Here is a 26,850-nt window from a genome sequence, read left to right as displayed (position 1 = left end):
CAGCCATCAATCGCCAAGGCGAAGCGGCCTCGCAGTTCGCCCGGGACGGACAATTCCCACCCGAAAAGGTTCGCGAATCCACCGAGGAGAACGCAATTTCCGCGGCCGAATCCGCGAGTCTCGACCGTTACGCGTTCTTTACTCAGTGCATGCGATCCGGCAGAATACCGCAGTCACTGCTCCTCACGAAAGGATTCTGTACGGATGCCACGCAACGCAAAGCGACGGTTCCTCGAAAGCGTCACGGACTCTGCCGACGAGTTCCGCAATCTCGAGTGGAGAATGTGGGCCTTCGTGGCGTTGCTCACGATCGCAGGGTTCGCGGTGGCTTGGCATTTTGTCGAGCCGGCACCCCCGTCGCAATTTGTAATCGCAGCCGGTCCCAAGGACGGTGCCTACTATCAAGTGGCTCAGAAGTATGCAGCGATCTTCGCTCAGAGTGGAATCGAGTTGACCGTCCGCGAGACGGCCGGTTCGATCGAGAACTACGAGCTATTGCTGGCGGAAAATGACGTCAATCTTGCCTTTGCTCAAGGCGGCACCAGTCCTCCTGCCGAGCCGGACCAACGGCGATTGGAAGGTTTGGCGAGTATCTATCTGGAACCGTTTTGGGTCTTTACGTTGGGCAATGAGGTTCAGACCGATTTGCGAAGTCTTGCAGGGAAACGAATCGCGATTGGCCCGGAAGGTAGTGGCACGGCACCACTTGCACGGTTGATGCTTCGTGAGAATGGGATCTCTGAGGAAAAGCCCACCGAGTTCGTTCCGATTGGCGGTAGCGAAGCTGCGGAAGAACTGCGAAATGGGCAGATCGATGCCGCGATTTTCGTGGGATCGCCTCAGTCCGCGGTGATCAGCGATTTGTTGGCGGACCCGGAGGTCCGCTTATTGAGTCTGGCGCGACATGAGGCGTATGCCTTTCGATATCCGTTTCTGGCGAACGTGAAGATTTCGCGGGGCGTGATCGACTTGGCACATGATATCCCCGACCGAGACGCACACCTCGTCGCACCGGCGGCCATGCTGGTGTGTACCGAGGAATTTCACGATGCGTTCGTGCCATTACTGTTGCAAGCCGCTCGCAAGGTGAATGCGTCAGCCGGTGTGACCGTCTCGCGTGAGGAGTTCCCATCGCGATTGTATCTCGAACACGAACTCAACGATTCCGCCAGGCAATTCTTAGACACGGGCCCACCGTTTCTCCAGCGTTTTTTGCCGTTCTGGGTCGCATCCGCTGTCGAACGTGGAAAGTTGTTTCTGCTACCGTTCGTCGCGTTGTTTTTGCCGTTGCTCAAGCTCACGCCCCCGATCTACCGCTGGCGGATTCGGTCGCGAATCTATGGTTGGTACGAGGTCCTGCGAAAGATCGATCAGTATGCCGAGCCCAATGCCGATCCGAATACGCTTAAGTCGCACTTGGTGACACTGAATGAAATGGAAAAGGAATTGGAGTCTGCCCGGTCGGTTCCCCTTTCTTATATGCAAGAGTTCTACAATCTGCGTTTGCACATTGAGTTCGTGGAACGCCGAATTCAAATGCAGTTGAACGCCATGAAATCGAATCAGTGAACTCCTTCCAGTCGTGCGACGATGACAGTCGGGAATGTTATGCTGGGCGAAGTCCGAATGAGCCTCGCATAGGAACCTGAATCATGACGTTCCCGCTGACCCGATTACGAGTCGTCTTATTATTCTTCGCTGTCTATGGTTGGTTGCAACTGACGGATTCCGATCGCGTTGCCGCCCAATCTCACTCGTTGAACTTTCGGGATGTCACCCAAGAATCGGGTTTGGGTTCCTACATCAAAGGCATTCAAGGACACGGTGCAGCGTGGGGCGATGTCGATGCCGACGGTCGGCCCGAGCTTTACATCGGAACGTTTCATTACGCGGATACGCCACCGAACTTGCTGCTTCGTAATCGGAATGGTCAGTTTGTCGTCGACGAGAACTCCGCACTACGAATTTCGACCCGAGCGACAGGCGTTCTGTTCGCGGATTTCGACAATGATGGCGATCTCGATTTGTACGTCGCCAGCATGCCGGGACCGAAAGGAAGCCGGCTGGCAGAACGAGTCGGTCATCCGATCGCCGGTTGCTCGTTATTCCAGAACTCTGGCGAAGGCAACTTTGAGAACATTTCCCAAAACAACGGTGCCTGTCCGCTCGCGTTCGGTGGCCGGAGTGCGTGCGTATTGGACTATAACGGCGACGGTCTGCTCGATTTGCTCGTCGGCGAAGATCCTTTGAAAGGGTACAACGGATCGCCAACTCATAGTTCTCGACTGTTCCGAAATGACGGCGATCTGCAATTCACGGATGTTTCCGCAGAAGCCGGATTGCCCCCAGGGACCGCGGGTTTGGGTGTGGCGTCGGCGGATCTCAATCACGATGGTTGGCCGGATATTTTCTTGGCATCGACCCTGGCGAATGTGCTGCTGATCAACGACGGTCGTGGCCGCTTCCATGAACCGCCAGCCTTGCGAAAACAGTTTGCATGGCCCCAGGCGAAGGGTGATAACATGGTGTGTGGCGTTGCGATCGGCGACGTCAACAACGATCGCTTGCCAGACATCGTAATCGGTCAACATTTTGATTCGCCGTGGAAATCGCCAGTTGCGAATCGCCTGTATCTGAATCGAGGCCTCGACGCAAACAAGCATCCGCAATTCGAGGACGTCACCGAAGCAGCAGGATTGAAGCCGTTGCCGTTAAAAGCACCGCATGTGGAAATTCAGGACTTCGACAATGACGGTCGACCGGATATCTATACAAGTCTCGTCAAGTTCGCGGATCAAAAACCACATCCGCTGATCTTTCGCAATGTCGGGAATTCCGACGGTGTCCCTCGGTTCGAGGAGTCCGCTTTAGCGAGCAACGATTTCCCGACCGAATCTGATCGGAACACCAAGGGCTCGGGCAGATTCTTTGAGAAGATGATCGCAGAGAAGAAAATCATCTATACCGCTCCTGGGCCAAGTGGCGACTACGACCGCGATGGCCGGTTGGACTTGTTCCTGGCAAGTTGGTGGCCGGAGGCCTCGTCAATGTTGCTTCGCAACGAAACGGACGGCGGCAACTGGTTAGATGTGGGAGTGACCGGCCCCATCGGAGTGAATCGCATGGGGATCGGTTCGCGGATTGACCTCTATGAGAGCGGCCAAGTCGGTGATGAGGAGTCCCTAATTGGTTCGCGACAGATTCAAGTCGGTTTTGGATACGCATCCGGGCAGGAAGCGTTCGCCCATTTTGGCCTTGGATCACGAGAACAATGCGATGTCCTGGTCACATACCCCAGTCGTGACGCAGGTTCCAAGCCACTGAAGACACGAATGCTGAGAAACGTCGCCGCGAACCAACGATTGCTCGTGAAACCCGGCGATCAATAAAAGTGAAACCGAACCCGATCCGATGCATACCCTGAAACCGGCAAAGCCCAGTGACGGACGAGATCGCCACTCGGCGAAAATTCGAGCAAGCCGCGATTGTCACTTACCAAGGTGTTACCGTCGGGGAGTCGTTGGGATTGAGCCGGGCTTTGCAGATCTTCCAATAGCCAAACCCTTTTCCCGGAAGCATCGAACTCACTGATCCGATTGCGTGCCGTCTCGGTCACGAGAATGTTCCCATTGTCGAGCATTTCAGCGGTGTAGGGGCCGTGGAGATCTTTGAGCAAGACATGAACAGCCCCCGCCGGGTCGATCATGACGACTTGTTGAGCTTTCTGCAGATTGACCAATGTGTTTCCATCGGGGAGTCGTTGGGCCGTTGTGGGTCGGCCATTGATCGGGAATTCCCAGACTAATCTTCCGTGGGGATCGTATTCGGCCACAAGATGCGGGTCAGTCATCGCGACTAGCGTATTCCCATTCGGTAGTCGCTGAACACAGGTGGGATCGCCCGGCAAGTTGTCGCGTTTCCAAATCATGTTGCCGGCGGAATCATATTCGAGGACGGCCTTCCACGTCGTGTCGAATTTGGAATCGTAATCACAAACCAGGCGATGCCCCTGTGGCGTCCCCCAACATCCCCAGACATATTTGAATCCCGGAATGGAAAAATCCGAACGCTGATGACGATCGAACTCTTCGAGTGTATCCGCCCGCCAACGACAAACCAGACGTTGACCAAGCCAATTGCGTGATCGCCAAGATACTGGTAACGGTTTCAAAGGTTGTTCCGAAGTAGAATTCGCCAACCAATCCGACCATTTCCTGACGCCCTCTGCACGTCGATCGGGCGTAGCATAGGCCCAATAGCCAAACTTCTGGCCAGTCAGGTCTCGCAATAATCTCGCGGCATCGCTACGAATCCACGCGTCATCCGCAGCCAACAACCGCAGCCCGGTCGCGAGACTGTCCTGTGGCGTTTGCCGTGCAATTGCAATGGCGGCGGAAAGTTGAATAGCGGGATCGTCGTGGTTCAGGAACTCGGACACATCGCGGGATGCATCAGGCGAATGCCGACCGAGGGCATGAATCGCGAGAATCTGCTTGGTCCGTTGGGGAGACTTTAACCAGTCCCGTAGAATGTCAATGTCCGATGTCGTCGTCGTTGCGACTGCGGCATCGATAGCGGCACGGAACAAATCTGTGGACTGCGAATGATCGAGAACGCGTTCGATGGGCTCGAGTAACCCGGTATAGCGCCGCCGAACAATTGTTTCCAACGCCGCGATGAATAGCGTGTCTTGGAGATCGGGATAATGGTCGTGCAACAATCGCGAACATCGCAGAGCAATTTCCGAGTTCGGGTCTGTCTGACCGGCCATCAGTTCCGGTGCGAGCGCGATCCGCCGTTGTTTCAGCTCTTGCATCGCGAGCATACGGACGTTGTAAGACGGGCTACCGAGTTGGCGAATCCAATTCTTCGCAACACGACGTTGCTCGGGTGTGGCGGTGACGTTGGACAAAAAGTTCCGCAAACCGGACGCGGTGGGAGTGATTCCCGCCGATCGCAAACGAGCGATGAACACATCGTCTGGTCTCTCCGCAAACGCAGGTCGTTCGCTCGCACGTACCTCGTTCGCATAGCCAATGATCCCGAATGCCAGGGATTGAACAAATGCCAAAAGAGATGCGTGGAACACTGGCCCAGTCATGCGATGTCTTTCTTGCGGTTCGCTTACGATCCCGATGCCTGTTCTCCGAGCACCAATCGGAGTTTCCGCAGCGCGCGTAAATACCGCATACCGGCGGCGGCGGGACTGAGACCCAACGCGGTGGCGACATCGCTGTTCGACAAATGCTCGTAATGTCGCATCATGACGATCTCTCGGTCGTCCTCGTTCAGCTCGCCGAGTGCCCGCAAGAATCGGCTTTCTAATTCTCGGCGAATGGATGCTGCGGCCGGCGTGAGTTCGCGATCTTCCAGACCGGCTACACGGTCGAATTCCGAGCGATCTGCGTTACCACCGGCAACCATCGCTTCCTCGCGATCCACCGAACGGCGTTGTGCACCACGATGACGACGATGCATATCGATAATGCGGTCTTTCGCCAGCTGTCGCAACCATAGGTGAAAGGGCATTCCACCATCGTTGATGAAATCGTTGAGCCGCGTGTTCGCTTCGAGTAACACGTCTTGGACGACATCACTCGCATCGACACGTCCGGCGAGTGCTCGATCAAGGCGAAGCTGAACCATGCGTCGCAAGGATTGCCGGTGTCGCTCCATCAAGTGGTTGACGGCCTGCGGATCACCGGCACTGGCACGCTGGAGGAGATGTTGAGTTTCTTCGGAATCGGGCCACATCAAATCACGAACCCTACGGGTCTGGCAAGTTGCGGTATGTCGTCAGTCTAATACCTGACCGAGGGGACTTCCAACGTGCTCTCATCGGACTTGTCTTTCCAGAACACCAGAACGCCCGCGATCACCAGAATGACCAGGCCGATGTAACTCCACCGAAAACATGCCCACCAAACTAACCCGAGCAAAACCAACATGAGTTTTGACGGTAAAATCCATTGTCGCCGAGCCATCAAACCCAATCCACACGCCGCTGCCAACACGAGAAACAGCAGGCTTCCAAGAACAAGCCGCTCTGTGGTTTTCTGAAGGACCCAAACACGCGGCAGTGGTCGTTCAGGAGCAATCACCCAGCTAGCGACTAGGCCCCGCTCTGCAGATGACGATTCGGTTTGCATGTCCTCGCGGAACATCAGAAGCTGGTGGATTCTCCGAACCGTTTTGCCATCGGCTTGCGGAGCATCGCTTAGCAGTTCGCCGAACGACTCCGATAATTCGCTCATCTCGGCTTCGTCGAGTGATGTCGGTCGTGCGGGAATGAGCCGGACCGCGTCTCCTGCAAACAAGGTAACTCCTTGAGACTCCGCGGATGACGAAACGAGTCGTGGAATCGACCAGTTGGCTTCTCCCAGTGAGTCCGAAATGGAACCCACTCGTTGTGGAATCGTCTGATGCCACACGATTTCAAGGATGCGTGTCGTGGAACTTGATGGCAAGTCGATTGAAAGCTGGTTCTCTTGGATTTCCGCCGGTAACGCGATGAGGTCGTCGAACAGCACCCCGACAGGTTCCGCGTGTTCGGGCCAACTGAAATCGAGAGTCGTCGAAGGCCCACTTGGCACAACGACAAGTGTTTTTGCCGAAATGGTGCGGTTGCCCAGCCAATGGATTTCGGTTTCAACAATGGGTGGGATGCCTCGACGAAGATCGACCGATGCAACAGCGACCGTCGGCTTTTGCCCGCCGGACAATTCAAGAAGCTCACGATCGGCGGGAAACTCCAAGTCGGGCAATGTTTCGAGCCAGTTTGGCGACGTGAGACGGTCAATCTCCGTCTCTGCCATCAACAATGGAGAGGCAATGGCGACAACCCGTGAGAAAAACTCACCTCCGACAAGTTGCGGCTGAGGAAGTTCTACGGTGGTTTGCGACGGCTTCGGTATCGTGCCTTCGAGGAGCACGTAGGCCATTTCACCGGGGGACAACGAGTCAGCCAAGTGAAAAGTTTTGCTCCCAACCTCGTGATCTTCTTGTTCCAACTCGGCTACCATTTCACCATCGGATGAGAATGCGTTCTCCAACATCACATCTGGTGGGAGAGTAAACGCAAATGGACGAGCGGCACAGTCATTGTTGACGAGTCGCATGAGCCATTGCACGGCCAAACGGTCGGTACTATCTGCGACGGCTGCCGATGTCGCCAAATCCACTTGGACCTCCAACGGCCGATCCGAGTAACGAAACTTCGGCACTGACGGCCCCTCGTCTCCCATGTTCGGTTCAATCGGCTGATGGGTCCATGTCAGCTCGGCGAGAAATCTCAAGCCGTTTTCCGATTCGCCGCCGGTCAGCGTTTTCGTCTCTCCGGAATGAGCGGAATCGTTGATTCGCACATCGAGACTTGGGTCACTGAACAATCGGATTGTCGTATCCTCGTGCCGAGCGTTTAATACGGACACCACCGGAAACGCGTGTTCGGTGTCTGGGTAGATCGTTTGATGGCCGCGAATCTGCAACCGTTGTTTTCCGGTCGATCCGTTACTGAGATATAATGTGATGGATTCGCCCGAACGCGACCACCGGGCCAAACGTTCGGTCTCGTCTTCAAGAACCGAGATGCTATCGATTCGCAATTCACGGGGCACGTGAAGCATGTGACGATAGGCCGCTGCATTCGTCAGGGAAATCTCACCGCTGACGTCCCATAACAATTCGCGATCTCGAAGCCGACCGGCTTGTTCAAGGCGGACCTGTCGGCGGGGCTGTTTCGGTACGAGTTGAAACTCCACTCGCGAGTTCGGGTCCATGTGATAAATCGCTTCGGGTGGAACCCGCTTACCCGTCGGCGCAGACTCTGCATTGAACTCCGAGAGAAAACGTTCCGGCAGAAGTTTCGTCGGAGGCGCGGATTCCATCGGCCGGGGCACAAAATCATACCCCGTTACCGGAGCAACACCAATGGCATAATCGGTCTCCGAAGTGTCCGGCGAATCCGGTCGCAGCAACGGAAAATCATCCCGCAAGATTGTCCGGTATTTCTCGTCAACTTTCGCGGGCAACGAGTACTTCAGACCGATCGACGCTTTCGTTTTCGGCGGTGAAGTGAATTCCAATCGAATTCGCCGTCGCTGCTTGATAACTTCATCCGACACACTCGCCAAACCTGCTTCCGTGATACTTTCGACCTTGGCCTGCTGAGGCAACCAGACCACACATGAGGATTCGGCCTCGTTTTCCCATTGAATCGCGAGGTTCCAATCATGCTGAGTCCGCAACGGATGAGCAGTCACGATTCCACGGGCGGTCAGTTTCCGACGGTTTTGAATTCCCGTAATCGCTGAGGAGGAATTCCAACTCAGCTCGACCGATTCTGCCGGTCCGAGATTCCAGTTCACGGTGTCGGTTGAAGACTGGCTCATCCATGTGCCGCCGGCGGTATCCATTGCAATTGAAGCAACAGGCTTCGTGAACGCGATCGAAACGTTCGTTTCCGGGATTCGCAACAGCTTAAGTTCGAGACTTCCTTGCGTTGCATCGATAAGGTTCGGAGCTCGCAGCCGAAGTCGGATTTCGTGAGGGGCAGTCCCTAACCGAGTCGACGCATTGAACCGGCTCGATTCTGCAATCGCCGGTCCAGACGAAATTCGCCGGGGGATTTCAACTTCCAAGGCACCAGTTTTGGGGTTCGTGGTTGGAAAACATGGCTCTCCATCAAGCAAGCAATCGGCACGTGCCGCGAGTCGCGTTCGGGGCAAAGGGATCGTTACGAGACAGCCGTCGTTATCAAACGGAACCACCGTGAGTTTCGCCACGATGTTCAACACCGCTTCATTCGTGCTCTCGATTGCGAAGTCGGATCGTGTGAGAAGATAACGTGGCGGTTCGTCAATCGGACGGGGTTTGACCCAATCGGCCCAAAGCGATTTGCGGACATACACATAGTCTAACGGGTCGCCCTGTTCACTTTGGGGGAACAACACATCCCATTCTTGCGGAAGAATCTGAACGTCTTGGGGTCCTGGTTTCTGGGGTTCGGCAGCGGTGATCGTGGTAGCTTCGAATGCCTGCACAAGACCGTAAGCGGTTGCGACGAGAATCAACCGCAGGATCAGTGAGGATCGCTGTATCGTCGCCGTGCTTCCGACCTCGACGTCAAACTCCGATGAATCGGTACGCCGTGAACTTCGAAGCAGCCAGCCAATGGGTAGCAATGTTGCCAGGATTAATCCCGACGTGATTGCTCCACAACACGGCGCATAAACTGCGGGCAGAATCCAACTTCCCGAAATGCCGAAGGAGAAACAGATCACGAACAGCCACGACATTCCCGACCGCCGAAAGGCCCGTATTGTCAGCCCAGTGAGACAGAAGAAAATGAGCAACCACCATTGCAATAAAACCAACGCCGGTCGCTGGACAAATTCCAACGGTTCGGGAGACTCCGTGTGAATGGAAGTAAACTGTCGCGTGATCCAGTCTGGTGGTGAGGCAGGGTCCAGCGAACGCGACCGCCGTGCGTCTCCGTCGTTTTCCCCCTGTCCATCACGGAGCGATTGCCAATCCGTCCAAGAGAACGGATTAAAGATCGTCTCGTTTTGTCGCAGTCCTAATGGTCCGAAGAATTGTTGGCTGATCGTCGGAAGGTTTCTCGTCTCGAACTTACTCGGCGTGCCCCCTCCGCTGAGTTCCCAATCGGAGGGCGTGGTTACGTCCCATGTCGACCGCATTACTTTTACGTCGATCGTCGGCAATGTCGCCATCACCTTTGCACGAAATCGCGAGGCGTGGGACGGGATGAGATAACGAATCTCAAGCGATCGCATTCCCTGAATATTCGAAAATGGCAACTCGTAGTCCTGCCCGATCTTCGTGACCGCTTGGTTCGTATCGTCGACCAGGACTGTCTCGAGACGTGCGTCATCTGGCAGTCGGAATCGTTGTGGCTCGCCTCCACGGGGATTGTAGAATTGATAAACCGCGCGATGTCGATCCCAACCGGTCGCTCCCAAACTGCAGACCGAAGCGACATTCAATTCCGCCAGCGACGAACGATTTCCCGCAGCGGACTTCGGCGGAAAATGAATCGTAAGACGAGACGCACTCTCGTCGTACGCCCATAACCTTCGGACAACATGGTCTTGAGTTTCATCTTGTGTGTCGATCGCGGGGATTTCTCGCACCTGCTCTGCAACAACTCGGCCCCCTTTGCTTGGCCATTGCAGTTCGACATTGCCCGAAAATTCGCGAGCGTTGGGGAGGAGCGGTAGTTCGACCGTCGCATCTTCCGCAAACGTTGATGAGCCAGTACCGATAATTTGGAACTCACCAGAAACTGGCGGATCAAAACGGAAATGATAGCGGTCTCGGCCGTGGGCACTTGGAATGTGGGCGTGGCGTGTTGGATCGAGGGTTCGGATGACTTGGTCGTTTTGCAGCAACTGCCAAGACCAATCACTAGCAGGGGACCTCAACGCAAGGTCGATTCCTGTCATCAGACTTTGCGCTGGATCAACCGCGATCAACATTTGCTCGCGGAGTTCTCGTCCGTGGATATCGGCCTGAACTTTCGCAGTGGCTGTAAAGGCTGCATCCGTATGTTCCCACAACAGGTCGGCATGGTCGGTTGGGGTTCGAAAGTGGAACAGTTGGATATCCGCCGCGGACTTGTACGCATCTTCGAACAACGGTGTGTTTGCGTAGGTCGGAAGTTGCGGTTTCGTGATCCGCACGTTCGCAGGTTCGGAACTGACCAATCGCGGTTCCTGATCCATTTCGGAGGTCACGCCCACAACGCTGCTCCACGCGGCGGCATCTTCCGCACGCAACAATGGCAGGCGAATTTGCCTTGTGATTGAAGTCGGCAAGCGACGGGCTTGGATCAGCAACTCCATCGGGCTATCCGGCGTCACTGCTTCCCGAAATTCAATGTGGATTCGTCGTTCCCCGCCGGTCATGTCGCCGAGTTCCCAGTGCGCGACTTTCGCTCCGGACAAGCTACGAATGTCTGTCGGTTCCCACTCGTTCGACAATCGACAAACAACCGCAAATGTTTGTCCCGCGTGAGTCGAAATCGTAGCCTGCGATTTCAGCCGCCAATGACTCGACCGCGTATCCAACCAACTCACCACACGCACGGATGGCTTGGGTTCCGGACTGGAAAGTTGCACGCGAATTTCGGCGTTCTGTTGCATTTGCTCGAACGCGAACGTCGACTGGCCACTCGGGGTGTTAGCGGTCTTGGTTTGCCGGAATCCGTCGGCTTCCAGTCGTTCGATTTCCAATTGATTCGAAATCGCCAAATTGGTTCGCGATGCCAGCAACGCGGAATTCTCCAGTTCGATTGTCGGCATCGGTCGATCGGTCATCGCAGAGAGCGTGGTCAGACCGGACAATCGCAAGGGACGGCCAGTTCCAATCAACGGTTCGGGTAATTCGACAGAAACACGTTGGCCCCTCTGATTCGCCATCGACGCAACCCGCCATGACAAGACAGATTCGCCACCGTAAGTCACGGCGTAGAGTTGCACGGAATCCGGAACGAGAAATTCGAGCGACGTCACAGAGCGATCACTAACCGACACGTCGAAGCGGGCCTGAATTTGAGCTTCCGTCGGCTGTAAAACCCAACTCATTTCACGTTCGGCGACGATATACGATCGAGCAACCTCCTGCGATATTCGTTGAATCCGAAGCTCCAACCGATTCGCGTGACTCAAATCGATCCGCCAACGTGATGTCCCAGCGTCCGCGTTCGGCTGACTGATTCTGGTAACGACTCCTGTCGAAGCGATCGGCTTGTGATCGCTCGGCAACGTCAATGTCAAAGAATTCGTGATCGCCGGCAGCAATCGGACCTCGAAACTTACCGAATCCTCACTCACGTGACCGGCGAGTGACCACGATCCTACCAATGTCCGGCTTTGAACTCCTTCTTCTGCCCGGGGAACGATCAAACGCAGCCCGCCGGTCCGGATTCGCCCGAGGATTGCCTCTTGTTCTTTCGGCGATTTGACCGAGGTTTCCGGCGAAACCAGGACGCTGTTCTGCCAAAACAGATTCGTCGTCGCCAAGCCAAATGAATCCATCGGCAACAGTGAATCAGAAGCCGAACTGGTGATCACTTCCGCGTGAAACCGTCCGCCTTGAAGCATGTTATCGACAAAACTCGCTTCGTACTGGGCCGCGGTAATTCGTGCGGAATCGTCTTGCGTTTTTTCGGCCGTATTCGCTCGAAGTACGCGATCGAATTCGTCTCGTTCAACGATTTCCCACTCAGCTTGCGGCCAACTCTGCGGTTGATCGGCTGGGACGATCAAGGTTCGCAAGCCGGCCATGGGAACCGCATCCGCTGCCTGCAGTGCCGGGCACCATGCGACAACAAGACAGGCCAACATCAGCCGAGCAAAACGGTGGCGAAGATTCTGGCCGTGATCTACAAAAAAGTCCATTTCAGCACTCAATGTGATCCGGAAGATTCGGCAGACGCAACGATGCCACTTTCGGGCTTCGGTGCCGGGGCAATGCGTTGAGGCGGAGACGCCTTTTGAGGTGCGTCTTCCAACGGACCTTGCTGCGGGACCGGACCCACACGGATTGCCGTCGGGTCTTCGGAACCCAATGCGGGTATCGGCCGGTTCGGCGAGACACCGCTCACAGGTGAATATCCGCTCGGGGACTGCAACGTCAACACGGCAGGTTGCCGACGTTGACGCGACCAAAAATCAATAATTCCAGCCAGCCCCGCGAGTAGCAATCCGAGAATCGCAGGTTGCAGAAATAATGCCACCGGTCCCGGATACCAAACGGATGCAACAGCGACAAGCACGAGAACTACAAGCATGGTCAGCATATTGCGAATCGCTCGAACCTGCATGAAAAGGAAACCAATCACCAACGCCACACCCGCGCCGATAAGCACAACCAGTGATTGGCTCAAAATGGTGATTTGCAAAGGTTCGACAACTCCAATTCGTGTCAGCACGAAACGGTTCTTCGGAGCCGGTTCGGAATTCGCCGCCTGCCCGGTAATCCAACTCTGAGGTGATTCCCACTCTGGTCGGCTCTCCCGAGACCAAAGAAAACCGCGGCGTGTCCACGAATAGCCGGCGTTGTAATGTTCCGGCGGACCGAGCAACGATGTCGTCGGTGGCAAATCGACGACCCAGGCCGTCTGTCCCACCCAAACCGATTCCGGAAACAGCGGGGAAATCAATTCGGAATCGGCGCCCCAACGCTGGAACGTGCTCGATCGCGATTCGTACTCCACGGTCAACATATACCCGCCGGTGGCGCCAGTTTGATCGGCGGCACTCAATGCACTCGTATCGATGAGGATTCCCGCGTCTTTGGCCACATCGAAGTTCTGGTTATAGCTAGGTACGGTTTTCCCATTCCACAGGATTCGCCCCACACGGACATCGCCGGAGAATTTCAACTGCCAATCGATCTGGGGTTCTTCGATCAACAGTGCCGTCATCTTCGAAAGGACTGTGCCGTCAGCGGATACTTGCGACTCCATTAACAACCGTTCGATCCGCAATGCATGACTTTGCACAGTATTGCCGGTTGCGAAATCTAGCAGAATCTCTTTCGGCTGTGTCGAAAGTTGCCAAATGCGATTCGTATTCGCAGCCAGTTGCTCGACGTTAATCGATTCGGCAACCTTCAAATCCAACGGCAATGGTGAATTTGTTTCGATGGAAACGCCCATGACTTCGACGTTGACGAACCGGGGCAGGGGCACCCTGACTTCTCGCGTGGACAACCGGGCCGAATCTGAAAGTAAGTTCTGCCGATACCGAATCGTGACGTTGAACTCTTCGACCTGCAACGGGAACTGCAACCGTCCGATTCGCTCCCCAAGTGTAATGTCTTCATCCCAATCAGCCGTCACCTCAGCACCACCGACAGAGAAGCGAAATGAGTCGATTGGGTATTCGAGCGGCAATCGGAATTCCAAAGAACTTACGCGCTTATACGGTATGTCGAATTCGCTCCGCTGTGTCACCTGCAGCGTTTCGCGGTCGACATTGATCATGACATCTTGCTCAACGGTCGTGACGGCTGCATGCTGCACGACCTGAAGATTGAACTCTGCAATGTCTGAGCGAATATGAAAAAACCGATGTCGCATCGACTCGTAGATCAATTCGAGTCTCTTGGATTGAGACGACTGAGCCGGCAACATCGACACCGACTGTAGCGACGTCTCCGCGGTTGGCTTCAAACTTGCTTCGACCAAGTCACGTTCCGCCAAGATCAACAGCGGTCGCCCTTGGTATCGGGCGGCAAATCTCGGCAAGGTCAGCGGTGTGCCACTCGTTTGCTCGTCTGTCAGGGAACGAACTGCCGAGATCGGCAAATTCAAACGGTTCCCTGCCACCAACGTCTTTGCGAGTTTGAGGATCACTCGATCGTTCTCGGCATCCACTTGGAACTGTTCGACTTCGCCAGGTAAATCTGTCGGGTCGATCTGCCACTTCTGCTCGGCAAGCCGAGGCCAAGACATCGTCAATTCATCGACCACACCTCGGAACACTTCGACTTCAAAATCGGCGTAAAAGCGAACCTTCTTGGCGGACACATCGAGCAACATCAACGGACGCACCGAGTACGCCGGTTCGATCTGTTGAAGCTCCAACTCCAGACGAAACGGTTGCTTCCAAAAACGATAGGCACTGACGAGTTCCACACCGTCACTCGCAGGACTGACACTCACACGGTGCACGTCGAGTCCGCTTTTTTTCACCACACGATAACCGCCATACGCAGCGATCGCGATTTCCCCAGTCTGACGCAGAGCATCACGGACCTTGAAGTCCGAAATCGTAATCTCGCTTTTACCGTTAAGCGGTGACTGTAGGATCCAGTCGAGTTGGACTGGCGCTGTGGTCGCTTCGGCGAGATTGACGGTCACCAGTCCCGATTCCGAAGGGGCAGCTTGATATCGCTCTCCATTGACTTTGAGTAGCGACAACTCAAAACCCTGGGGCAACGTGACATCGAAGGTCTGAAAACTCCCTTGCAGCGGTTCGATGAATTGCCGACCACGCAGCAAAACGGCTTCTTCACTCGGCTCCACCCGCAACGTGGTCTCGGCTTGGAGAACGGTACGGACTTGTTTCGGGTTTGGCAGAATCTGCCAGCTGAAATCTAACGACTTTTCTAAACCAAAGATCTCAACCACTGTCGACTTGGCATCAATCGCTTTCGTCTCGATCACACGCCCGGCTGCCTCGGGGATTGCGATCCGGTTACTCGACACCGGAAGCGAAAGACTCAGGCGACTCGCGGCGACTGCCGGCAACGCGAGCTTGAGTTGTCGTGTATTGCCTTGCCGACGAATCGGAACAAACAATTTCAGTTCCAGGGTGTGCAAACCGTGCCCGTGTAGCCACCAGTGGTAACCGTGCTGAGCATCATAACCGGAAAAACCGGTCATTTTCTCCGTGGAACTGACCTTTGCAGTTTCGCCGGCAGCATTTTCGGTCTCACCGAAGCGGTGTTCGCCGGAACGAATCACGGCTTCCCCAAGTTCTAACGGAACTTGAACCCAGCGATCGTCCGGAAAAACTTTGATCGTCATTTTCGCGGTGAGAGTCGCTCGGTCGTCATCCGCGGTGCCCTCCAGAATCATATCGACGATGGAGAATTCCGGCTCGGTACTTTTCGCGGGCCGATGCCGTTTCCATTCGAGGAATTCTCGCAACTCCGCGTCAGCCGGCACAGGAACCAATTGCCCGTTCGGCCCTTGCATCAGGATGAAGTGCTCACCCTGTGACTCGGACTTCCGCGGGTCACTCGCTGTCGGAACCGCTGATGACTTCGGTTTGGACGACGTGACTGGACTAGCGTCGTCGGCCCAGACCAGGGACGGACCCAGAGCCAACCAAACCAGCGTAAGTAGGCAACGAAAATTCGGCACGATCAAACTCGTGACTATCAGTCCATTGAGGGCAAGATCTTGCGGATCTTCCACGGAAATTTGACGGGGTTTCGAACTTGGCTCACACGCTTGTTGGCGTACTCGTCGAAGCTTGTCGACATGTCATTTCACAATGGAAGCAACGCTTGGAACCAACACACAGATCGGGCCTCAAGCCCATACCCCGCGTGTCTCAGACGGGTTTCGAGAAGACTCGCCCACCGAATGAGCCGTACGATGAGCGATGGACAGAGTGCTCGACTCTCCTTTTGATCTTACCCTATGAATGCCGAACGAGAAAGCAAGAATTGCCTATCCGTCCAACCTTTCCAAATCGTTCTGTACCCGATGATCGCTTTTGCGGAATTGTCACTAGTCTTTTGACGACGATTTCGTGGCTGGGGTTCGCATGCTCGGTGTCATGACACATCGAAACCCGGTGTGAAAAGCTCCTGTGTCCGCCTCGCCTTTCATCCGCGCTGAGTTCCGATAGCCGATGCAGTATTGATCACTACACATAAAGGAACCACCACGCTGAACCCGTTTGATAATATCGGGTTCCTGCGGATCATAACTGGCCGTCGGCCCCATCGGATTGCGACGGGGAGACTTCGCGTAGTAGTTCGGTGTGTAAAAATCAGCACACCATTCCCAGACGTTGCCCGACATATCGTACAGTCCGTAGGCGTTCGGCGGAAAAGTTCCAACCGGTGCAGTGGTCTCGAATCCATCGTCCGCGGAGTTCGTGATTGGAAAATCGCCTTGCCAAATATTGTGCAGCCATTTTCCATCGGGATTGCGTTCGTTGCCCCACGGGTAGACATTCTTGGAAAGATTCCCCCGGGCGGCGTATTCCCATTCCGCTTCCGTTGGCAGCCGTTTGCCGGCCCATTCACAATAAGCGACCGCATCCGGCCAGGAAACGTGCACAACCGGATGATCCATACGATCCTCAATCGATGAATCCGGCCCACTCGGATGACGCCAATTTGCCCCGGGAATATACGACCACCAACTGTAGGCGCCCTTGGACGGATCATAATCGCCCGCTTGAAACTTCGTGTTCAAGCAAATCGAGCCTGGAAGGTTCATATCCGGGCGGATTTCCAAGTTCTTCAAAGGCGAGTCTGCTTTGATACTGAGTAACTCGGGTTCCCGTTCCGAAGTGGTGAGATAACCGGTCGCGTCGACGAATGCTGCAAATTCGCGGTTCGTCACTTCGTGTTGGTCCATCCAAAACCCGTCGAGTTCCACGAGATGAACTGGACCTTCGTCGGGCTTGCCTTCATTGGTCCCCATCATGAATTGTCCGCCAGGAATCCAGACCATTCCGTCCGGCGTTTTGGCGGGTTCTTCAACGATCAATTTGGTGGATCGTTCACGAGTCTCGCTTTCCACCGGGGCTTGGGGTTCCGGGGAAATTTCTTTCGAATCCGCATCCGCAAACCTTGTCGGCCCGAAGGCTGCAAACAGCAGGAATCCGAACGAAAACGTCAGCACGAAAGCCAGGACAATGTGACGAATGGACATGGCGAGCCTGATTACTTCTCAATCGAAACAAACGATGAATCTCGGAGTCTTCGCATTTTACGGAGACACTTCGTCCATGATAACCGATGGACTGGCGTCCTGTCGCGATTCCAACGGAAATCTCCAAAATGCCCATCAGTGTTCTCGTATCTTTGCAGAACGCGACAAGGTTTTGCTACTCTGGGACGAGTTTTCCGATCGATGAAACCGATTCGAGCCAACAAAGGATTTTGGATATGCATCGGCTCTCCCGCGTTTATGGTTCGCTGGCAGCGGTACTCTGGGCAACACTGCTGCCCGCGATAGGGTGGGCTGCGTCCGCCAACCGGATCATGGATATCGCTGCCGATGGCCGTTGGCTAGCATGTTCGAATCGCGACAACGGAACCGTCTCCATCGTCGATCTGCAAACCCGCAAAACCGTTCGCGAAATCTCGGTTGGACCAAAACCGGAAGGCGTTTCGTTTGTCGGCGACACACATCAACTTGCCGTCGCATGCTACGCGACCGATGAGGTTGTTCTCGTCGACACCGACTCGGGCACCATCCAAAAACGCATTGAAGTCTTCGACGAACCCTACGGAATCGTCACCAGCTCAAACGGCGAACGCATCTATGTGACGCTTGAGTACCCTGGCCAAGTCATCGCCATCTCCCCAGTGTCGGCGAAGATCACACGGACGTATCACGTCGGGAAATTTCCTCGTGGGATTGCGATCGACGAGTCTGCCAATCGGATCTTTGTCACTGAGTATCTCACCGGAACGGTGCGTGCAATCGACTTGGCAACCGGCGAAGCCATCGATGAATGGCCAGGAGCGAGTACCGACAATCTGGCACGACAACTCGTAGTGCACCCGACGCGACCGAAAGTCTTTGTGCCGCACATTCGTTCGAAAGTTTCCGCCAATCACGGGAACGGCTCGATTTTTCCGTACATTACCGTCTTGGACACACGAACCGACCGCGACCGGCGAAAAGCCCGGGTGCCGATGGATTCGTTTCGCGGCGTCCTTGTGACCGCGAACCCTTGGGCAGGTGCAGTGACACCGGACGGGTCACGGTACTATGTCGTGTTTTCCGGTACGGACGACATCTTCTCTTGTGAGGTCGTCGACGACGACTACCGTGAACTCGGGTATCACGACTACTTCCAAACCGGTCGCAACCCCCGTGATGTCCAGGTCTCGCCTGACGGTCAAGAGTTGTACGTTTACAATGCTCTCGATTTCAACATCACCGTGTATTCCACCGCGAATCACAAGCTTCTCGCGAGAATCCCGGTATGCGAAAACCCGCTCGATGAAGAAATCTGGCGAGGGAAAGTCTTGTTCTACTCGGCGTTGCAGCCGATGGCATCACGTCGTTGGATTGCCTGTGCGAGTTGTCACCCGGATGGCGATGCGGACGGTCGCACCTGGCAAAACCCCGAAGGATTGCGAAACACGCAGTCTTTGGCGGGGATGGCGTGGACGCATCCGATTCACTGGTCCGCCGACCGGGATGAGGTCCAAGACTTCGAACACACGATTCGTGGACAACTCATGCAAGGTCAAGGCTTACTACGCGGTCGCTTGAACGATGCCTTGGGAACTTCGAACCGCGGTCTTTCCAAGGATCTCGACGCACTCTCTGCCTACGCCAACACGCACAAGTTCCCGCTCAGCCCGCACGCGAAGGGTGGTCTTAGCGATGCCGCAAAGCGTGGGCGTGAGTTATTCTTTTCGAAAGAAACGCAGTGTGCGACATGCCATTCCGGGCCATTGCTGACCGACTCACGATGGGATCCGAATTCCAGCGGTGAATTCGTTCGACATGATGTCGGCACCGGTTTAGACGACCCGACTGAAACCATGGGACCGGCGTACGACACCCCCACGCTACTTGGTGTCTATCGCACCGCGCCGTACCTGCACCATGGCACTGCGGAAACATTGCAGGATGTGCTCACCACAGCGAATCCTGACGACAAACACGGACGCACAAGCCATCTCGATCCCACAGAAATCTCAGATCTTGTCGAGTTTCTGAAATCACTACCGTATGAAGATCCCGAACCCGCTGCCGAAGCCGCCGGTTTGCATCGTGTGACGCGTTAACTCTGTTGACATTGCAACATAATCAGACCGTCACGGGGCAGCCCAATACTTCGCTCGTTTCGGAAACGGGAAACTGTCAAACGATCTCGAACACATGACGGCAACGCAGTCTCGCTCCGAAACCTATTCGTTCGGTTGGTCGTCGTGTCCTATCACTGTCTCGGTGATCGTGGTCGCGGTGGGTTTACACCTCGCGACATTGGCCGTCCATCTTGGCCAAGACTTGCCAATGACTGCATCACTGCGTTCATGTGGAGCACTCGTCTGGCAGGTGGATGCAAGCTATCCGGAGTTGCAAGGACCATTCGATTTATGGCGTGGCGATTGGTGGCGAATTCCGTTGACGTCGCTGCACCACATGTCGATCTGGCAACTTCTGCCGACCATATTGGGATTCGCATACTTGGGGCGAATTGTTGAGCCGCAGATTGATCGAAAAACCTTCGGATTGTTGATTCTGTTCGGCATCTTCGCGTTACCGTTGCCGCGGCTGTTGTTGCAATCATTTTGGCCGACCTGGTTGTTAACACGAAACACTTTCGGTCTAGCGGGTGTCGTCTTCCTGCTATTTGGTTTCGCCACCGCGTTACGATCCACGCAAGTCGCCGATCCCAAGCGACTCTCAGCGACGATGACGACTGTCTTCCTAACTGCGTTACTCGCGGGGCTGTTTTTTGAGTCATTGCCAAACTGGCCAGTGGACAACTTGGCCAATTTGTGCGGCATCTTGCTGGGGTGGACCGCGGGGTTCCTTCTCGTTGGTAGATCAGCACGTCGGACGTGGCGAGGGTTCGCCGTCATCATGACAATCGCTGCCATTTGGCTAGGAATTGGAGCTGTATCCAATCCCGTTTGGAGCGGTCGCTACCACTGGTGGAAGGCAACCAGTGCAGACAATGCTGAGGTCAAAATCGAACACCTCGTATCCGCCACCAAACGTGATCCGCAACTTGCGTGGCCTTGGTATTCGATCGCCCAACACGAAATGCAGAACGGGCATTTTGAGCAGGCATGGACGACCATTCTTCGCGGATATCGCCACAACAAAAACTTTGCCGACGCAACGAAACTGGCCCGGCAGATCTGGCAAGAATTCCAAACGGCAGCTGCTCGAAACCGCGCGTTGTCAGAACTCAAAAACGTGTTGCCCGCGATGGACCTTTCGCGTCAACAACTTATTCCCGCGTTGAGTTTGGCGAAACATTTCATCGAGACCGCTCAGCCAAACGATGCTTGGCAATCGTTGGTCGGGTATGCTGGCGAAACGCCATTCTCTACCGAACGCACCGGCGAAGTGGAGAGGTTAGCCCAAGACGTTTGGTCTCAACTTGCCGAACCGGAAGACCGCAAGACGGCGTTACAGACAATGGCCGAGCGTCTCCCGCTGACCCAACGGGCGTGGTATCGCACACTCGTGCCGAGCCGAGAATTGATCGAACACTACCGCAATATGGGTGAGTTGCTGTGGGCGTGGGAAGCGATCATCGACGAATTGCACCGAAACCCTGATTCACCGGAACTGTTTCGAATTTCTCGCGAAGTCTGGCAGCGGTTGCCTTCCGACACACGACGACATCGTGCCCGTCGAATCGTCGATCAACAATTCGGCGTGGAAAGTATGCGATGGCAGTGGCGATTGGGCATTCTTGACGAAGACGTCGTGAATGCAATGAGGCTCGATCAATCGCTGAAGTTGCCTTTGGAGTTCCTTGGAGAAAACCGACTCGACCCCGATGGCCAAATCCGTCTGCAAGAACTTTCCGCACCGCCGGTCGATGCCGACTCTGTCGACAGCGCGGTAATTGGCGAACGACTTTGAGCCGATTTCCGGTTATGGGAGCGGGATATCCATCTTCCGCATCAGCAGTTGCATGTCTTCCCACACGTCCTTCTTCGCCGCGGGGTTCCGCAGCAAATACGAGGGATGGTAGGTGCACATTACCTGTGCTTCACCGTAGGTAAAGAACTGTTGTCGTAGTCTGCCCACCGAATTTTTCGTGTTCAACAGATTCCGTGCAGCTACCGACCCCCAACACACGATAAACTCCGGCGCGACAATGCGGATTTGCCCTTCGAGGTACTCTCGACAGTTCGCAGCTTCCTGGTCGGTCGGGTTTCGATTCATCGGCGGACGACACCGGAGAATATTGCAGATATAGATTTCCTCACGGGTCAGGGTGCAGGCTTTGATGATCCGATTCAACAACTGCCCGGCGGCCCCCACAAATGGTTCGCCTTGTTCGTCTTCGTCACGCCCGGGGGCTTCGCCGATGAACATCAACCGGGCCGATGGATTCCCCACACCGAACACCGTCTGCGTACGGGTTTCCGCCAACTCCTGACACCGGACACACGCAGCGACGCGGTCGGCAAGTTTCGCCAGTGCAGCGGGGCGGTCTGGCTCAGGCACTTCACCCCAATTCGCCAAACTCGTTTCGCCGACTGGCGTCACATCACCGAACAGCGATGTCGTTGTGGCAGGCTCGGCAACTGGTGTCACTGGAGCCGACGCTGACTGTGTTACACCCACATGCGGTTGCACTTTCGCTGGGGTTTGCAGTTCCGGGGGCGTTTCCACATCCGGTTCGTGTGGGTCGATCTCTGGAAACGACAACGCCCGATCCGCACTGGGCAGATGCGTAACACCGGCCCGTCGCAAACTCTCCAATTGCTGGCGTAAAGCTTGCCTAAGCTCCGAAGTCGTTATTGTTCTCTCATCCATCCCAAACTCATGTCTGCCAGATATCGTCTCAGATGACAGTTTGTAGATCAAGCTGGGTGATCGCCTGCCAGTTTGGCCGCTCCAAAACTTTCGAATTCTCCGCAGTTTCCCCAAATTGTTGACAACAAGTAAAAAACGAGTTGGCACACCACTTGCAAACGTAGCATTTCAACGGAATCGAGCACACGCTCGTCACTTATCACGGATGAAAGGAGACACCCATGTTTTTTGACTTTGAGATGTTGACGATTTACGCGACAGCAGTCACCAGCGGTTTCATGTTTCTGTATATTGCCTGGCAAGAACCAACTGTTTGAGCAAACCGAGCAAACGGATGAATTGCAGAAAGAATCACTATCGTCACTGATTAACTCGCGGTTCACGCGATGAATCAGTGCCTGAGACAAGAGACATCTTTTGAAGTTCTCAGTCAGCACCGCGGCATGGAGGCCGCAGCGTCTGACCTCATAGAATTCCGAGACCGTTACGACTCGAGCGACCAGGGGCTTCGATAAGCCCGGATCAATTCGCCATTGGCTTGCTCGTCGTTCAAGAACTGCTCTGCCTCCGGATCCCATTGCAGCTTACGTCCAAGTTGCACTGCCAGATTTCCGAGATGGCAAATTGTCGCACTACGATGACCAATCTCGACGTCACAAATCGGTTTCTCACGTGATTTGATGCAATCCAGGAAGTTCTGCGTGTGATTGTCACTCACGTACAGCTTCACGTCTCCTTCGTTGCGGCCGTTTTTCACAATCTCACCCGGTTCGCTACTTAGCTTCCCACGACTGACGTAGATCTTGCCTTCGCTGCCGATGAAGGTTGTTCCATTTGGAATGTCCTTTTGGCGTTGGCCCACGATCATCTCCACGCCATTTGCGTAGCGGTGAGTGATTCGGCAAGTTTCGGTTACCTCGTGCCAACCCTGAGGGTGATAGGTGCCTTCCCCGGTAATTTCGATTGGGCCGGTATCGTCAGTGCCCATACCCCATTGAGCAATATCGATGTGGTGAGCGCCCCAGTTGGTCATTTGCCCGCCAGAGTAGTCGCGGAAGAACCGGAAGTTGTAGTGCACTCGCTTTTTGTTGTAGGGGTGATATTTCGCTGGTCCCAGCCAAAATTCGTAATCGAGTTCGGCAGGCGGTTCGCTGTTCGGAACCGGTTCGCCAGGGTGGTTCGGTCCGGGAATTCCCACAAGCACAGTTTTAAGTTTGCCGATGTGGCCCGATCGCACTAACTCACATGCAGTACGAAAGTTGTCGGCGGATCGCTGTTGCGAACCGGTTTGCACGACACGACTGTGAGCACGAGCCGCTTCCACCATTGCCCGACCTTCGCCAATCGTCAAGGAAAGTGGTTTCTCGCAATACACATCTTTCCCAGCTTGGCATGCATGGATCGTCGGAAGAGCATGCCAATGATCGGGCGTGGAAATGACGACAGCATCAATATCCGGCTGGTCGAGCAGTTCTCGGTAATCGGTGAATGTTTTGCACTTTCCGCCTTTGTCGGTGACCATCTTCGCAGCTTTGGCGAGATGATTCTGGTCGACGTCGCACACCGCACCGGCATTTTTGATGAACCGGCCGAGATTTCCGCGTCCTTGTCCACCAACACCAATGTGCCCGGTCACAATGCGTTCATTAGCTCCGAAGACGGTCGCCGGAACGAACATTGGCATCGCAATCGCGCCGGCAGTGGCAACACTGGCTTTGAGAAAGCGACGACGATCGACCCCACAAGAGGAGGTGGTTTGAGACATTCACTTTTCCTTTCGGACGCTTTTTCTGAACGATTCCACTCAGTGTGGCGGGTCCGTGAGTTGATTGCAAACGTGTCTCCGTTCGATTTCCGCAGAGAAAACTCTTTCCGCGAAGCGAAAGGTTCGGCGTCGCAAAATGGTTTGGAATCGGTGTTTGGGTCCCTTGAATCCCGCAGACGGTTTTGGCATAGTTCACCCGATTGTTGTCGTCAATCCAGATTTCTATGGGTTGCCGAGCGGTTTTCGCACGTTAGAACCACTCCTCGCCAAGACGGCTGATCGTAATGGATTATTTAGCGTTCTTCGCAGCCAAAACGCCATCGTCAATCGCGGAGATGGATCGGCTGCCGATATGCGGTTGCGAAGTGAGCCCCACAGTTGCGGCTGTGATTGCCGCGTTGTTTCACGCTGGCGCACTGTTCGCAATCTTTGGTTTGGCCCCGTTTGGTTTTATTTGGGCCGAACGCAAAGTTTCCGGTCGGATTCAAGACCGACTCGGCCCGACCCGCGTCGGCGGTAAGTTCGGTTGGCTGCAAAGCCTCGCCGACGGCGTAAAGCTCATTCAGAAAGAAGACCTGATTCCCAGTGCCGCGGATTCCATGTTGTTCCGCATGGCACCATACTTGGTCTGCATCGCTTCGTTCTGTGCTTTTATGGTGCTGCCGTTTAGCGATGGTTGGATTGCAGTTTCGTCGGACATCGGGCTGTTCGTACTCGTCGCGATTCTCTCGCTGGAAGTTTTCGGCGTGATCATGGCGGGATATTCGAGCGGTTCGAAATGGTCGCTTTTCGGCGGGATGCGGGAAGCCGCCCAAATGGTGAGCTACGAAATTCCGCTCGCGATCTGTGCTTTGATTCCCATCATCGCCGTCGGCACACTCGACTTGAACCATATTGGTAACTACCAAGACGGCTGGTTTACGAACTGGCTCATCTTCCACGACCCGTTCACATTCATTGGCTTCTTCGTGTACTTCACCGTGGCGACCGCCGGTTGTAAACGAGCCCCGTTCGACTTGGCCGAAGCGGAAAGCGAATTGGTTGGTGGCTTCCACACCGAATACAGTGGCATGCGGTGGTCGTTCTTCTTCATGGGCGAATACGCGAGCATGTTCCTCGTGAGTGGAGTCGCCGCGGTACTCTTCCTCGGCGGTTGGAACAGCGGGCTAGCTCCGTTGGAATCAGCTCTGGACGGGTTCGTCGCATCCTACGGTGCCTCTTACGATACGCTAGCCGGTTTCAACCCGCTGTCTTACCTGGTGAATGTTGTTGGCTTGCTCATCTTGCTTGCCAAAGCCTCGATGTTAGTGGTCGTGCAGATTTGGGTGCGGTGGACGTTCCCTCGACTGCGAATCGACCAAGTGATGACAACCTGCTTGAAATACCTAGTGCCGATCAGTTGTTTTCTGTTTCTGGGGGCAACTGTGTGGCCGTTGGTCATTGGAAACCGCACGATGATGGGCCTGGGGTCGCCACAGGGTGAACATGCCCCGGTCAAATCGGTTTCTCATGTGGAAACAATTGGCGAAGCATCCTCGGTCGAAGTTGCCGAAGTGGCGACAGAAGGAGCAGCGGAATAATGACGATCGAAAGCTTCTTCTACTACTTCTTTGCACTTTGGGCTGTTGTCGGCGCGATGGCCGTCGTGGTCAATCAGAATGTGGCTCGGATGGCATTCTGGCTGATCGTTTCGCTCGGCTCGACGGCTGCATTGTTTTTCCTGATGCATGCGGATTTCGTCGGTGCAACACAATTGCTGATCTACGTGGGCGGCACTTTAGTGCTGCTGATCTTCGGGGTGATGCTCACGTCAAGCGAGCCACTCTTGCGAATTCGAATGTCGATGGGTGATCTCGTCATTGCGGCAGCCATCGGGTTTCTGTTCTTGGCCATGATCAACTTCACGGTGTCGGCCGTTCGCTGGGATCAACTCGCGTTACGCCAAATTCGCGTTGATCTCAGTGTCGTTGAAGACCACGCGAATGAGCGAATCGCGGCATTGAGTTCCGAAGATGATCAAGAAGCCGCTCGCGAACGTCTGGCAGAATTCAAGACGCTATTCGAGAAATCGTTCCAAAAAGCCGAGTCAGACTCAACGAAGTACGTGCTCGCAGAGGGTGCCGAGTTGGATGCCCGTGACGAGGCGTTTCTGTTGGGTTTCATGCGGACCGAGGGCGGACTGACATTCTCACCAGAGTCCGAAGACGGCGGCACGGGTCGACCGATCGGCTTGAGCTTGTTGGGCTCGCGACCGGATCAAGATTTGGACCGCTCCGACGATCATCGCGTCATCAGCCCGGGTTATTCAAGTCGCGTGAGTCAACGCACGTTAGATGCTTCTGAAACCAAGGAACCGGCGATTTCCACCGGCTACTTGTTGCCTTTTGAAATTGCTTCGGTTCACTTGTTGGTTGTTTTGATCGGTGCGTCTTACCTCGCCCGTGCCAAACGACGCGTCGAGACTTGAAGGACTTCTTTTCGATGGAACCAGCTATCGGACTCAATGGATATCTTTCGGTAGGAGCCGTTCTGTTTGTGGCGGGCGTCGTGTGTATGGCGACGAAACGCAACGGAATCGGCGTACTGATGGGTGTCGAATTGGTGCTCAATGGTGCCAACATCAACTTTGTGGCCTTTTCCAAGTTCACACCGTTGGGTTTGGACGGCCAGATTATTTCGCTGTTCGTGATCGTGTTGGCAGCGGCGGAGGCCGCGGTTGCATTGGCGATTGCCCTCAACTTTTACAACAACCACCTCACGATCGACGTCGACCAGGGAGACGACCTGGAAGGTTAGGACATTCGATCGCCCCGTGCGTTTCCCCCAATCCCACACCCGG

At 54.9% G+C, this 26,850-nt stretch carries 14 protein-coding genes; 7 read left to right on the top strand and 7 right to left on the bottom strand.

Annotated features, from left to right (window positions below):
* Window positions 1-204 precede the first annotated feature (204 nt).
* Together AC5DDB_RS10590 and AC5DDB_RS10585 are read left to right on the top strand one after the other, a co-directional pair.
* Window positions 205-1,569 carry a TAXI family TRAP transporter solute-binding subunit gene (locus AC5DDB_RS10590; protein ID WP_491739687.1) on the top strand — a complete coding sequence of 455 codons (1,365 nt, stop codon included), beginning with the start codon at window positions 205-207 and terminating at the stop codon, window positions 1,567-1,569.
* Window positions 1,570-1,652: 83 nt separating this feature from the next.
* Entirely contained in the window at window positions 1,653-3,389 is a 1,737-nt protein-coding gene (locus AC5DDB_RS10585; protein ID WP_491739686.1) for a CRTAC1 family protein, read from the top strand.
* On the opposite strand, the gene AC5DDB_RS10580 is transcribed toward AC5DDB_RS10585, so the two are convergent.
* The 5 genes from AC5DDB_RS10580 to AC5DDB_RS10560 form a co-directional block, all read right to left on the bottom strand.
* Window positions 3,383-5,101, bottom strand: a complete 1,719-nt coding sequence (locus tag AC5DDB_RS10580) for an outer membrane protein assembly factor BamB family protein (RefSeq protein WP_491739685.1) — start codon at window positions 5,099-5,101, stop codon at window positions 3,383-3,385. The genes AC5DDB_RS10585 and AC5DDB_RS10580 overlap by 7 nt on opposite strands.
* 23 nt (window positions 5,102-5,124) lie before the next feature.
* Window positions 5,125-5,754, bottom strand: a complete 630-nt coding sequence (locus tag AC5DDB_RS10575) for a sigma-70 family RNA polymerase sigma factor (RefSeq protein ID WP_491739684.1) — start codon at window positions 5,752-5,754, stop codon at window positions 5,125-5,127.
* A 47-nt stretch (window positions 5,755-5,801) separates the two neighbouring features.
* Window positions 5,802-12,419 carry a hypothetical protein gene (locus tag AC5DDB_RS10570; protein WP_491739683.1) on the bottom strand — a complete coding sequence of 2,206 codons (6,618 nt, stop codon included), beginning with the start codon at window positions 12,417-12,419 and terminating at the stop codon, window positions 5,802-5,804.
* Between the two features lie 8 nt (window positions 12,420-12,427).
* Window positions 12,428-15,895, bottom strand: a complete 3,468-nt coding sequence (locus AC5DDB_RS10565; RefSeq protein ID WP_491739682.1) for a hypothetical protein — start codon at window positions 15,893-15,895, stop codon at window positions 12,428-12,430.
* A 372-nt stretch (window positions 15,896-16,267) separates the two neighbouring features.
* Window positions 16,268-17,425, bottom strand: coding sequence for a formylglycine-generating enzyme family protein (locus AC5DDB_RS10560; protein ID WP_491739681.1), 1,158 nt, complete (start codon window positions 17,423-17,425; stop codon window positions 16,268-16,270).
* Window positions 17,426-17,661: 236 nt separating this feature from the next.
* Between AC5DDB_RS10560 and AC5DDB_RS10555 the strand changes: the two genes are divergently transcribed.
* The gene (locus AC5DDB_RS10555) at window positions 17,662-19,524 is read left to right on the top strand and encodes a hypothetical protein (protein WP_491739680.1); all 1,863 of its coding nucleotides are present in this window, start codon (window positions 17,662-17,664) and stop codon (window positions 19,522-19,524) included.
* A gap of 94 nt (window positions 19,525-19,618) precedes the next feature.
* Window positions 19,619-21,343 (top strand): rhomboid family intramembrane serine protease, encoded by a 1,725-nt coding sequence (locus tag AC5DDB_RS10550; protein ID WP_491739679.1) that lies wholly within the window; start codon window positions 19,619-19,621, stop codon window positions 21,341-21,343.
* Between the two features lie 12 nt (window positions 21,344-21,355).
* Here AC5DDB_RS10550 and AC5DDB_RS10545 read toward each other — a convergent pair whose 3' ends face one another.
* Window positions 21,356-22,246 carry a uracil-DNA glycosylase gene (locus AC5DDB_RS10545; protein WP_491739678.1) on the bottom strand — a complete coding sequence of 297 codons (891 nt, stop codon included), beginning with the start codon at window positions 22,244-22,246 and terminating at the stop codon, window positions 21,356-21,358.
* Between the two features lie 484 nt (window positions 22,247-22,730).
* Window positions 22,731-24,011 (bottom strand): Gfo/Idh/MocA family oxidoreductase, encoded by a 1,281-nt coding sequence (locus AC5DDB_RS10540; RefSeq protein WP_491739677.1) that lies wholly within the window; start codon window positions 24,009-24,011, stop codon window positions 22,731-22,733.
* A gap of 284 nt (window positions 24,012-24,295) precedes the next feature.
* Here AC5DDB_RS10540 and AC5DDB_RS10535 point away from each other — a divergent pair, with 284 nt between their 5' ends.
* Genes AC5DDB_RS10535 through nuoK form a run of 3 tightly spaced genes read left to right on the top strand, consistent with a single transcriptional unit; the run spans window position 24,296 to window position 26,807 of the window.
* The gene (locus AC5DDB_RS10535) at window positions 24,296-25,591 is read left to right on the top strand and encodes a complex I subunit 1/NuoH family protein (protein ID WP_491739676.1); all 1,296 of its coding nucleotides are present in this window, start codon (window positions 24,296-24,298) and stop codon (window positions 25,589-25,591) included.
* Complete coding sequence (locus tag AC5DDB_RS10530) at window positions 25,591-26,478, top strand: NADH-quinone oxidoreductase subunit J family protein (RefSeq protein ID WP_491739675.1); 888 nt, start codon at window positions 25,591-25,593, stop codon at window positions 26,476-26,478. Before AC5DDB_RS10535 ends, AC5DDB_RS10530 begins: the two co-directional genes overlap by 1 nt.
* 14 nt (window positions 26,479-26,492) lie before the next feature.
* The gene (nuoK, locus tag AC5DDB_RS10525; RefSeq protein WP_491739674.1) at window positions 26,493-26,807 is read left to right on the top strand and encodes an NADH-quinone oxidoreductase subunit NuoK; all 315 of its coding nucleotides are present in this window, start codon (window positions 26,493-26,495) and stop codon (window positions 26,805-26,807) included.
* The last annotated feature ends 43 nt before the right edge of the window (window positions 26,808-26,850 follow it).

The organism is Thalassoroseus sp. (assembly GCF_984380535.1).
This window is presented reverse-complemented; position numbering and strand designations above follow the sequence as displayed.